The following is a 12,272-nucleotide window of genomic DNA, read 5'->3' on the forward strand; positions in this document are numbered from 1 at the left end:
CGCGAGGTAGGACCAGGACGATAAAGGACTTTTTCGGGGCGTCGCGTGACTGTTTATACTGTTGACCGACTCCCCCCGCACGATTCTCCGGAGGACCCGCTCTCAGTGGAGTATCGCGACCGCCAGCACTCCCGGTGAGTAGCTATTGACCAGCGTACTCTCGGGGAGATAGTTTCGAGAACACCAGTACTGAGCCCCCGGCCAGAGTCCGATACCGGACCGGATCCATCGAGCGAACAACGTGCCGCGAGCGGGCATCGGGAGAGCACGCGACTACCGCACGGAACGGCGGCGAAGCCACCGTTCTTCCCGTTCTAATAACTCCATAGTAATTGGTTCGCTATCAGATTCTGTCACTATGTTTGTCACGAACGAGATCAGCAGGACGGGCGGTGCCGACGTCACGGCTGCACGTGCGCTCTCGATCGGACGCGCCATCGCGTCCGACGGCTCCGATCGCGTCGTCGTCGGGCGCGACGCTCGAGAGAGCGTGCCGATACTGGTCGATGCGGTAATCGCCGGCCTTCGAGAGTGCGGCGCGGACGTTCTCGAGGCCGGCGTCGCACCGACGCCGACGATCGCGAGAGCGGTCTTACGGACGGACGCGAACGCGGGGATCGCCGTCACGGCGTCTCACGATCCCAAACCGGACGACGGGATCAAACTCCTGTCGTGGACCGGGAAGGCGTTCAGTCCCGAGCACCGCGATGCGATCGCCGCTCGAGTCGACCGCGACGAGTACGATCTGCAACCCAGAGACGGCAGGGGCTCGGTCGAGTCGATGGGGGACGCGATCGATCGACACGCGACGGAGCTGGTCGAGGCCGTCTCGATAGCCGATCCGCCGAGCGTCGCCGTCGACGTCGGGAACGGCACCGGCGGGATCACGGCACGCGTGCTCTCGGAACTCGGCTGCGACGTGATCACGCTGACCGGGCAGCGAGACTGGGACTTTCCGGGGCGGCCGAGCGAGCCGATTCGAGAGACGCTCGGAGAGCTCTCGTCGCTCGTCGGAGCGACGGACGCGCGGCTCGGGATCGCTCACGACGGCGACGCCGACCGGATGCTGGCCGTCGACGAGACGGGGACCGTCGTCCCGAGAGACGTGCTTCTCGCCCTGTTCGCGCGCGAAACTGCGACCGACGGCGACATCGTCGCCGCGCCGGTCGGGACGAGCATGGCCGTCGACGATGCGCTCGCAGCCGTCGGCGCGACGGTGAGTCGAACGCGGGTCGGCGACACCTTCGTGGCCGACTGTACGACGTGGCCGGACGTCGTCTTCGGCGGCGACCCGAGCGGTGCATGGATCTGGCCGGACGAGACGCCGTGTCCCGACGGGCCGCTCGCCGCGTGCAAACTCGTCGAACTCGTCGCCGATCGCGGACCGCTGTCGTCGCTCGTCGAGGACGTCGAGACGTATCCGATTCGCCGCGCGTCGGTCGCGGTCGAGGAGAAAACCGCCGTGATGGATCAGGTTCGCGAGTGCGCCCGCGAGCGGTACGACGACGTCGATACGCTCGACGGCGTCTATATCGACGTCGACGACGGATGGATCCTCCTGCGTGCGAGCGACACCGAACCGGTCGTCCGTCTCACGGCCGAAGCGCGAGACGAATTTCGAGCCGAACGGCTGGAGGCCGACGCCGTCGGGCTCCTCGAGACCGCGATCGCGACGGTGTCTGGAATTCGACCGTGACCGATGGACTAACGACCCGACCACTCGATTCGACTCGAATCCGAGCAATCAAATCGGTCAGTCCCACCGTTTCGGGCCCGCGGATTCGTCGTCCCCGGATCTGTCAAATTGTGGTCTAGAGGGACCAATGATGGCTTTAACGGAGAGATAATGAAGTGTTCCGTCTCCCTCGCTGGCTCTAGATACGTGGTGCAACGAACGACGCCGCTGCCGCGGCACGTCGGCAGCGGTCGAACGGAAACACGAGTTACGAAAGGACAACTACAACGATGACTCGGACGTTTGGCCGTGACGACGCGACATCGACTGAGAGTACCGAGCGCGAATCGGACGGGCTGGACACGCTCCTCATCGGGATCGATGCGGGATGTCTACCGGTCTTCGAGCGACTCTTCGAGGAGAACCGGATTCCGACCATCGAGCGGCTCTGTTCGACCGGCGTGACCGCACCGCTCGAGTCACAGATTCCGCCGTGGACGCCGAGCGCCTGGCCATCGATCTACACCGGCGTCAACCCCGGCAAACACGGCGTGGTCGGCTTCGTCGGCTACGACGGCTACGACTGGCACGTGACGAGCAACGACGACGTCCACGAGCATCCGCTGTGGACGCTGTTGGACCGACACGACCGTTCGAGCGTCGTCGTCAACGCACCGGTCACTCACCCACCGGACGAGTTCGACGGGGCGGTAATACCCGGGTTTCTCGGCCCCGAGGACCCGCCCTGTCACCCCGACGGGCTCCTCGACGACGTCCGCGACGCGATCGGGGAGTACCGCGTCTACCCGAACTATACGCGGGACGACGACTCGCTCTCCGATCGCGAGAAGATCGAGGAGTACCGGGAACTCGTCCGGCTGCGCGGCGAGGCGTTTCGCTACCTCGCCGACGAGTTCGAACCGGATTTCGGCTTCGTCCAGTTCCAGAAGACGGACACGGTCTTTCACGAGTTCAGTGGCGAACGACGACACGTCGACAGCGTCTACGAGGCGACCGACGAACAGATCGGAAAGATTCTCGAGGCCTGCGATCCGGACCGCGTCTTCCTGGTGAGCGACCACGGAATGGGCGAGTACGAGGGCTACGAGTTCCGGGTCAACGAGTACCTCCGCGACATGGGCTACCTCGAGACGACGACGGGCGGCAAGGGGATGCCGTCGTGGACGCCGATGCGCAGACGCCTCCGCGAGGGCGAGGAGTACGACACGTGGGAGCCGGGAACGGTCGCACGCGCAGCGTCGGTCGCTGCGCGGTTCGGCGTCACCGCTCGTCGAATACGAACGGTGCTCGAGCGGGTCGGGCTGGCGGACCTCGCGATCGAGTACGCGCCGAGCGGCGTCTCTCGGACGGCGAACGAACAGGTCGACTTCGCCGAATCGGAAGCGTACGTTCGTGCGCGGACCGAACTCGGCGTCCGGATCAATCTCGAGGGACGCGACCCGACGGGCGTCGTTCCGCCCGAGGAGTACGAGGAGCTCCGCGAGGAACTCATCCGGGCGCTACAGGCCGTCGAGACGCCCGACGGCGAGCCGTTCTTCGAGACGGTCGCGCCCCGCGAGCAGTACTTCCACGGCGACGAGATCGACGAGACGGTCGACATCGTCACGATTCCCGCCGACTTCGAACACATGCTCTCCGAGCAGTTGGGCGACGGCGACTACTTCGGTCCGGCCGAACCCTGGAATCACAAGCTCGACGGGGTCTTCGTCGCGGCGGGCGAGGGAATCGACGAGAACGCCGCGCTCGAGCGGGCGCACCTCTTCGACGTCGCGCCGACGATCATGGCCGCGATGGGGGTCCCCTACAGCGACCGCATGGACGGCAGCGTCGTTCCAGTCGTCGATTCGGTCGAACCGATGTCCTACCCGGCGTACGAACAGGGAGACGACGAGATCCGACCGGCGACGGACGAGGACGTCACCGATCGACTGGCCGATCTCGGGTACATGAACTGAACCGTCGAATCGCGGGGTCCGGTCGGTTCGCGCCGTCGCAACTCGCTTATTCGCGCTATAAGTATGGGCCGCCGGTTCCGACGACGGGGTACGACATCGATATCGCAATGGGATTCATCGCAGCAGTCCACCTCGTCCACGACGAGCTTCCGTTGGCTCCGACGATAGCGCGCTGTTCGGACGTGACGCTCAGGTACGAGTACGGGACGACGACCGGCGAGCGGCGCCTGCAGTTCGTGTCGGCCTTCGGCGACGAGCGCGCGGCCCTCGAGGACGCGATGGCCGCCGATCCGACCGTCTCGGACCCGACTCGGGTCGCGACGTTCGAGAACCGGGCGGTCTATCGCGTCGCCGTCGATAGCGATCTCGAGATCGTTCCCGATCGCTGCGTCGAGTACGGGCTGTTCGTCTTCACGGTCACGAGCGACGACGGGGGCTGGATCGCACGGATCCACCTCCCCGATCGGGACGCGCTGTCCGCGTTCCGGGCCCACTGTCGCGACCGCGGTATCTCGTTCCGCGTGACCCAGCTGTACGACTCGTCGGCGACCGACGATCGAACCTATTCCCTGACCGAACGACAGCACGAGATCCTCATGATGGCGTACTACGCCGGCTACTTCGAGGTGCCCCGGCGAGTCACCCAGGACGACCTCGCAGATCGACTCGGTATCTCGGATTCGGCGGTCTCCCAGCGGCTTCGACGCGCCGTCTCCGAACTGATCGCCGCGACACTCGAGAACGATCGCACGCCCGACGAATACGGCTGAGCCTGACCGACTGACAGTCCCCTATCGGCCGCTCGAATCCCCCGGTGAGATCGCCGCTCGAGGGACGGGCGATTCCGGGTATGGGGCGTTTAACAGGCTGTTAAACGCGAATCCGGAACCCTGCAAAACCGGCGCTCCCGCGGCCGAAACGGACGATTGTAATTCGCACAACCGTTCCGTCACTCGGGAACGTGATGGCGCTCTGAGCGCGCCGCTCGGCGATTCGGACTTAAAAGCTTGCTATCCGAATCCATAGATACTGGACCCCGTCATCACTCACAATGAAGTGAATTTCAATGTCGGAACGAAGTGGTATGCAGCGCTCGAATCGTGACGTTTCTCGTCGTTCTCGATCGGCTGACGGGCGAGACGGGGGATCATCTCTCGAGGGGGCGACTTCGCAGACGCGATCGCGACGGACGTTCCTGGGAGGGGCCGTGGCCGCGTGCGCCGCCGGAATCGGACTGAGCTCGACTGCCAGCGCAGCGTCGGAGCCGTACGGGGACTACTACGACGACTACCAAACCGTCGTGGACGTCACCGAGGCAGGAGCGGACGACACCGGGACCGAATCGATCACCCCCGTTCTCGAGGACCTCCGCGGTGACGAGACGCTGCTCGTGTTTCCCGAGGGGGAGTATTACATGGACGAACAGTTCAGGTTCACGGGTTTCGATAACTTCGGCGTCGTCGGGGAGAACGCGACGCTGATCCCGGCGAACTTCTACGATTTCAACGGGCCACAGTATCGACTGTTCCGTCTCGGTGTCTCGTACAATCCCGGGGGAACGCTCCGCTTCGAGGGGTTCGACGTCGATCAGACGGCACCCGACACGGGGATCAGGACGATCGAGGCCTACGCCGACGATCGACTCGAGGTGCGCGACGTGACGATCAACGGTTACCACGACAGCGGGACGTGGGGTCCGGGGCTGTTCAACGTCACCGACCCCGAGGGTCGAGGCATCGTCGAACGGTTCCGAGCACCGGACGGCGGCGCGTGGGTGAACGATACGCCGAACGCGGGCAACCGCTGGCGCGGCCCGATCGGCATCGAAGCGAACGAGAACGAGGGCACGCTCGAATTCAAGCGCTGCTGGCTCGGTGGCTTTCCGAACAACGGTCTCTACGCGGCGGGCGGCGACGGGACGGTCATCGTCAACGGGGGTCTCTATCGGAACAGCAACGGGGCGAACGTTCGCGTCGGCGGCCGAGACAGTGAGATTCGGTGGCCGACAGTCGAAGTCGACTCGACGCGCCCGGAGGACGAATCCCAGCGCGGCATTCGAATCGAGAACGGCCGAAACATCGAAATCTACGGGGCCACCGTCGAGATCACCTCTCCAAAGCCCACCAGCCACGCGATTTCGGTGATGAACACCTGCGAGAGCGCTCGAATCGAGAACACTCGTCTGGAGCTCGAGGGCGGGGACATCAACCACGGAATCGTCCTCTCGCCCGAGTGCGGCGAGGCGACGATCGTCGACACGGAGATCACCCACGAAACCGCGGGCGGCTATCCCCTCTGGATTCGGGACAGCGACCGCACCGAGCAGGTGCTCGCGGAGCAGCTTACGATTTCGGGACGCGCGGGCGATGCCAGCGGGTTCCGCGACGGCATTCGTTGCGAACGGGACAACTGTCGGTTCAGTCACGTCGACGTCACGCAGCGCGGACGCGACGGCGCGGATCGAAACGCCATCGTCAACACGGGCGCGGATCTGTCCGTCTACCAGAGCGAACTGCGGGCAAGTCAGTATCCGTACATCGACCTCGGATCCGACGTGCTCGTTCGCGACTCGACGCTCGAGTCGTCGGGCGGCCGCGAGGCCGTCTGCCTCTACCCGTCGTCGACGAACCCGACCTTCAAGAAGAACCGGCTGGTCGACGGGATTCGCGACCTCGGCGCGAGCGGCGTCACGACTTGGGAGAATACGTACGAGTAGTCGGCACCGGACGACCGATATCGGGACGACTCTCGCTGTCTGCACCGCGAATTCGTCGCTCGAGTCCGTTTAACGCCCGTATAATAACGCCACGCTGTCGCCCCGGTACTGTTACAGTGAGTACGTCGGATCGCGACCGATCGTCGGCGAACGGGGCTGTCGATCGTCGGCTCGAACGTTCAAGGGTGAAACCGTGAACAGAAGTATCGCGAGCGGCGTCGTCTCGGTCGTCAGTGCGAAAGTCGTCGTTCTCGTCGTCACTGCGCTCTCGACGCCGCTACTCTACCGGTTTCTCGGCGCATCGGCGTTCGGCGAGTACGCGTTTCTGCTGTCTCTCTTCGCGATTTACATGATCTTCGTCAGTTCCGGGGTCACCGACGGGGTCCGGAAATTCCTCGCGGAGGACCGCGCCGCGGCGAACTGGAGCGAACACGTCGTCGGCTTCTACTTCCGGCTGGCGGTCCTCCTCTCGGTCCTCGGAGCCTGCCTGCTGGTCATCGCGACCAGATTCGGGATCGTCGCCCTCGCGTTCGGACCCGAGCTGACGACGTATTTCTACGTCCTCGCCGCGCTCGTGATTTCGGCGCAGTTTCGCGATTACGCGCGGAAGACGCTCATGGGATTCGGCCTCGAGCGGTACTCGGAACCGCTCAAGGTTCTCGACAAGCTCGGCTTCGTCGCGGTCGCGATTCCGCTGACTTACGTCGGCCTCGGTGTGATGGGGGCGCTGGCGGGTCACCTGTTCGCGAGCGTCCTCGTCGCCGCGGTCGGGCTCCTCCTCGTCCACCGACGGATTCCGCTGTCATGCGCGTTCACTCGCCCGTCGACGCGGTTTCCTCGGAGAGAGATGCTCACGTTCAACTCGATGAGTATCGCGCTGATCTTCCTGCTGATGTCGCTCTATCACATCGACATCGTGATGCTCCACCGGTTCCGGACGGACGCGGCAGTCGGTAACTATCGAGCGGCGCTGACGCTCGCCGAGTTCCTCTGGTTCGTTCCGATGGCGATTCAGACGGTCTTCGTTCACTCGACGTCGGAGCTGTGGTCACAGAACCGCTACCGGAAGATTTCGGCGCTCGCCTCGCGGACGACGCGTTACACGTTTCTGCTGACGGCCGTGATGGCGGTCGGACTCGCGGCGCTGGCGGACGTCGCCGTTCCGATCTACTTCGGTGCCGAGGCCGAGCCGGCGATCACGCCCCTGTTGCTGTTGCTCCCCGGCGCGCTCGGATTCGCCCTCGCGCGACCGATTCTCGCGGTGTCACAGGGAGAAGGGACGCTCCGGTATCCGGTCGTGGCCACCGGCGGCGCAGCGCTGATCAACCTGGTACTCAACGTCGCCCTTATTCCGCGCTACGGGATGCAGGGTGCGGCCGTCGCGACCAGCATCGGATACGGGTCGATGTTCGTCTGCCACTGCTGGAGCGCTCGACTCGTCGGCTTCGATCCGCTCGCGGACGCGCGACTCGGCCGCGCAGTCCTGACGACCGTCCTCGCGGCCGTTCCGATCGTCGCCCTCTCGACGGCGATCGCGAACCCGTGGCTCGCGCTCGTAGTCGTCCCGCCCGTCGGATTCGCGATCTTCGTCGCGTTCGCGCTCCTCGTCGGCGCACTGGATCCGGCCGAACCGTTCGAGGTACTGTCAGCGTTTCCGGACCCGATCGGGTCGACCGCGGACGCGATCGCCGGTCGAATCGCGGCCGGCGGGAGCGACGGTGCGACTCGTAACTGGTTGCAGATCCTCCTGTTCGTCGTCGGACTGTCCCTGCTCGTCTCGGGGCTCGCATTGGGCGTCCTCGATCCCGGCGTGTGAGGGTCGCTCTCCGACCCGAAACGAATCGAGCGTCGTCGTTTCTCGGAGCGTCGAGGGACGCTCTCTCTCTTCGCAGCCGTCGCTCGAGCGAGACGAGCCTGTACATCCGAAGATATCGCTACGCGGGCTCTCGTCACGACATCGCTACGCAGGGGAGAATTAGTGGAGTGAATCCGGACGGAATCCGGAACGGCTGCGATCCACGACGCTATCGCACCTGGGTCTCGAGCGGTTCGCTCTCCGCCATGTCGAACACCATCGCGAGCAGGAGGAACGCGGTTCCGGCGACGAACAGCAGCAGGCTCGTCGCGCTCCGGACGGCCGGAACGTCCCCGCTCGAGAGCGCGGAAACCAGCGCCGTCCCTCCGCCGAGAACGGCGGTCGCGGCCGTCGCGGCGCCGAACAGGTAGAGCAGTGCGAGCGGGTGGAAGTCGAGCACGAGGTACTTGGTCTGCAGTCGCCACAGGAAGTTACGCAACAACATCTGCGACACCTTCGGAACGTATCGCGAGTACGTGATGCTCGACTCCTCCTCGCCGTAGACTGCCGGCATCGCCACGTCGGCGACGCGCATCCCGCGGACGTTCAGCTTGACCAGCAGGTCGTTGCAGTAGCCGTAATACTCGTAGAGGGCCGGCACGTCGATCGCCGCGAGCGCGTCGTGCGAGATCGCCGTGTACCCGTTCTGGGGATCCATCGTCTTCCAGTAGCCGGACGCGATCTTCGTCAGAAACGTCAGGGTCGCGTTGCCAACGAACCGAAACCGCGGCATGGCGGCTCGGTACTCCCGGGACAGGAGCCGGTTCCCCTTCGTATAATCGGCCTCGTCCTCCACGATCGGATCGAGGAGCCGCTGCATCTGGGAAAGATCCATCTGGCCGTCCGCGTCGACGGTGACCGTCGCGTCCACCTCGTCCGCGAGCGCGGCGAGATAGCCGGTCTTGATCGCACCGCCGGCGCCGCGGTTCTCGCGGTGCTCGATCGGGACGACCCGACCGATGGCGTCGCGGACCGTCGCCCGACTCGTCAGTGCGGACGCACCACCGTCGGCCGCGAGCCGTTCGACGGTCTCGCCGGCACGGTCCTCGTTCTCGCTCGCGTCCGCCCGCGCGGCCTCGAGGATCTCGTCCAGGGTGCCGTCCGTCGATCGGTCGTCGATCGCGTAGATCCGATCGACGTACGCGGGCATCCCCCGGATCACGTCGCCGACGAACCCTTCCTCGTTGTAGGCGGGTATCACGACGCCGACGCTCGCGCCCCGGTACATCAGCGGTCACCCCCGGCCTCTAGGTCGCCGGCGTCGATCATCGACGCCCGTCCGTCGAGGTCCTCGACGCAGTCGATCGATTCCCCGGATCGGTCCGGACGGCTACCGGTTCCGGACGTGGCGGTCTCACCATCAGACCGGACCGATGCCGGCTCACCGCCCACACCGTGCCACTCGCACACCCGCGAGAGGCGGCCGGTGAGCCCGAACGATCCGGCCGCCGTAACCGCAGGGACGAACGATCGTCGCTTTCGATTCGTCATCGACTGCGTCGACGAATCGTTCGCTCTTTCTTATACGGGCGTTAGTGCGTTCGTTCCGATCGGGCCGTGCGGCTCGAGACCGCCACGACGCCGACCGATCGCGTCATCGACCGGTGACGACGGGACGTGGCGCTTATCCGGGCGATAATAATCCCGGACGCCCCGGAAGTACCGGGAAATGACTCGCGTCAGCGTCATCATCCCGACGTACAACAGAGCGGCGACGCTTCCGAGCGCGATCGACAGCGCGCTCGAGCAGACGGTCGACGACCTCGAGGTGGTCGTGGTCGACGACGGTTCGACCGACGACACCGAGTCGGTGCTGGCCGCCTACGAGGACCCGCGGGTTCGACCGGTCGTCCACGCGACCAATCGCGGCGCGAACGTCGCTCGGAACACGGGACTCGAGCACGCGCACGGTGAGTACGTCGCCTTCCTCGACTCCGACGACGAGTGGCATCCCGAGAAACTCGAGCGCCAGTTCGCGGTCCTCGAGGACCGCTCGAGCGACTGGGTCGGTGCCTACTGCGATTCGGCGTACGACCTGTCCGGACCGACCGGCCGGCTCCGGTCGGCCGCCGCGGCCGTCCTCGCTCGAGGGGGCGACGAGCCGACGCGGGAAGGGAACGAGGAGCTGGTCGGCGAGATCCTCGCGGACAACGTCCAGCCGGGAGCCGGCTCGACGTTGCTCGTCCGGACCGAGGTCGCCAGGGAGGCCGGCGGTTTCGACGAGGACCTCGACCGGTTCCAAGATCCGGAGTTCTGCCTGCGCGTGCTCGAACGCGGGAAACTCGCCTACGTCGACGAGGTGCTCGTCCGCCGCGAGGACACCGGTCATCCGTCGGCGGCCGTCGTCGCGAACGCGAGCGAACAGTACCGCTCGGCGTACGAGGACGAGATCGATCGTTTCGAGGAGGAGGGATACGAGATCCGCTCGAGCCACGAACTCGTCGTCGCGAAGCGGTACTTCGCGGAGGGACGGTTCCTCCGCGGCGCGTGGCACTTCCGCAAGGCCGCGGTATCGCCGCGAGCGTACCCCGGCGTCGGCTGGGTCGCCGCTGCCGGCGTTCGACGGCGGCCGCGTCCGATCGTCGCGACGCTCGTCGTTCTGTTCGTCGCGGCGACGCTCGGTCGGCGCGCACTCTCCCGGTGAGTACATCGATTCTCCGCCGATCGTTTTCGATCTGAAACGACCGGGGTTCGGGTTCTATCGACGCAGATCGTTGCAAACGCGGAACGATATCGTTTCAGCCGGTTATCGTACCTGTAGTAAAATCGACCGGCACACACGGAACGGACGAATGAGACGCAATACACTCTCACGGAGATCCGTATTGGCCGTCACAGCCGGTTGTACACTCGTCAGTGCTGGCGTCGCCAGCGTCGTCGGCGACACGGCCCAGAACGACGACGAGGGCATCAGTCGGGACTCAATCGTCGTTCGCGAGGGAACGGCCGAAGAGACCACGGTGTACGTCGCGACCGCGGATACCGAGGGTCCGACGGCCGTCGTCGTTGGCGGCATGCACGGGAACGAGGTCGCGGGCTACACGGCGGCGGGTCGGATCGCTGATTTGACCATCGACGCCGGAACGCTCGTGACGATTCCCGAGGCCAACGCCGTCGCGATCGAGCGCGGGACCAGAAACGACGAGGAGGGGACCAACCTCAACCGGCAGTTCCCGGAGGGGGAGACGCCGGAAACGCAGCTCGCGCGAGAGCTCTGGGGTGTCGTCAGCGAGTACGATCCCGACATGCTGATCGATCTCCACGAGTCGACGGGTATCTACGCGGGCGATCCCGTCGACGGCGTCGGACAGGCGATATTCCACTCGGACGGCGACGACGCGGCCGACGCCGCTGCGGACGCCGTCGACTACGTCACCGAAACCTACGTCGACGATCCTCTCCTCGCGTTTCAGACCGGCCCCTTCTCCGAACCCGACACCGACCCGGCCGGTCTGCTCGCCCACAAGGCCGCCCGCGATCTGGACGCCGACGGATTTCTCGCGGAGACCCTCTCGACCGACGTCGCACTCGAGACCCGCGTCCAGTGGCACACGGCGATCGTCGAGCGGCTCTTGGAGGGCGAACTCCTGCTCGACGACGCCGACGGCCGCAGTCCGTCCGAAGATCCGGTCGACGAGGAACCGGCGGAACCCGAGCCCGAACCCGAACCTGAAGAGCCAGGCGACGACAGCGCCGACGACGGTGACGAGGGCCCGACGGCGGAGTCACCGATCGCACGGATCGAGACGCGTCCGCCGTCGGCCACGGAGACGATTCTCGAGCCGGGCCAGACGGTCACGCTCGACGCCTCGCAGTCGCGCGATCCGGACGGCGAACTGGTGGGCTACGAGTGGTGCATCGGCGACGACGGCTCGTTCGACGAGGCCGGCGAGACGATCGAGGTGACGGTCACTGCGAGCGGCGACCATCCGGTCGCGTTGCGCGTCGTCGACGACGACGGATCGACCGACGTCGATCGGGTCACGCTCTCGACGAACTGCTGACTCGTTCGTCGATTACCTGCCGTCCAACGTGGCGCAATCAGCGTCA

At 65.6% G+C, this 12,272-nt stretch carries 9 protein-coding genes; 7 read left to right on the forward strand and 2 right to left on the reverse strand.

All coding sequences use genetic code 11. The features are described 5' to 3' along the window. Nucleotides 1–358: 358 nt before the first annotated feature. From LDH66_RS12920 to LDH66_RS12940, 5 genes are all read left to right on the forward strand, one after another. A complete protein-coding gene (locus tag LDH66_RS12920) occupies nt 359–1,696 on the forward strand; it encodes a phosphohexomutase domain-containing protein (RefSeq protein ID WP_226481481.1) in 1,338 nt (445 codons plus the stop codon). Between the two features lie 269 nt (nt 1,697–1,965). After that, complete coding sequence (locus tag LDH66_RS12925) at nt 1,966–3,651, forward strand: alkaline phosphatase family protein (protein ID WP_226481482.1); 1,686 nt, start codon at nt 1,966–1,968, stop codon at nt 3,649–3,651. A 107-nt stretch (nt 3,652–3,758) separates the two neighbouring features. After that, entirely contained in the window at nt 3,759–4,421 is a 663-nt protein-coding gene (locus tag LDH66_RS12930; RefSeq protein ID WP_226481483.1) for a helix-turn-helix domain-containing protein, read from the forward strand. A gap of 437 nt (nt 4,422–4,858) precedes the next feature. Then, nucleotides 4,859–6,367, forward strand: a complete 1,509-nt coding sequence (locus LDH66_RS12935; RefSeq protein ID WP_226481484.1) for a right-handed parallel beta-helix repeat-containing protein — start codon at nt 4,859–4,861, stop codon at nt 6,365–6,367. A 193-nt stretch (nt 6,368–6,560) separates the two neighbouring features. Continuing rightward, a complete protein-coding gene (locus LDH66_RS12940) occupies nt 6,561–8,183 on the forward strand; it encodes a flippase (RefSeq protein WP_226481485.1) in 1,623 nt (540 codons plus the stop codon). A 208-nt stretch (nt 8,184–8,391) separates the two neighbouring features. Here the strand turns inward: LDH66_RS12940 and LDH66_RS12945 are convergent, their stop codons facing one another. Together LDH66_RS12945 and LDH66_RS12950 are read right to left on the reverse strand one after the other, a co-directional pair. After that, complete coding sequence (locus tag LDH66_RS12945; RefSeq protein WP_226481486.1) at nt 8,392–9,450, reverse strand: glycosyltransferase family 2 protein; 1,059 nt, start codon at nt 9,448–9,450, stop codon at nt 8,392–8,394. Continuing rightward, nucleotides 9,450–9,713: a hypothetical protein gene (locus LDH66_RS12950; RefSeq protein ID WP_226481487.1), complete on the reverse strand. Its 264-nt coding sequence runs from the start codon at nt 9,711–9,713 to the stop codon at nt 9,450–9,452. The genes LDH66_RS12945 and LDH66_RS12950 overlap by 1 nt, the downstream gene beginning before the upstream one ends. A gap of 178 nt (nt 9,714–9,891) precedes the next feature. On the opposite strand from LDH66_RS12950, the gene LDH66_RS12955 reads away from it, so the two are divergent. Then, complete coding sequence (locus LDH66_RS12955) at nt 9,892–10,866, forward strand: glycosyltransferase family 2 protein (RefSeq protein ID WP_226481488.1); 975 nt, start codon at nt 9,892–9,894, stop codon at nt 10,864–10,866. Nucleotides 10,867–11,014: 148 nt separating this feature from the next. Continuing rightward, a complete protein-coding gene (locus LDH66_RS12960; protein ID WP_226481489.1) occupies nt 11,015–12,226 on the forward strand; it encodes a PKD domain-containing protein in 1,212 nt (403 codons plus the stop codon). The last annotated feature ends 46 nt before the right edge of the window (nt 12,227–12,272 follow it).

The organism is Natrinema amylolyticum (assembly GCF_020515625.1).
Taxonomy (GTDB): domain Archaea; phylum Halobacteriota; class Halobacteria; order Halobacteriales; family Natrialbaceae; genus Natrinema; species Natrinema amylolyticum.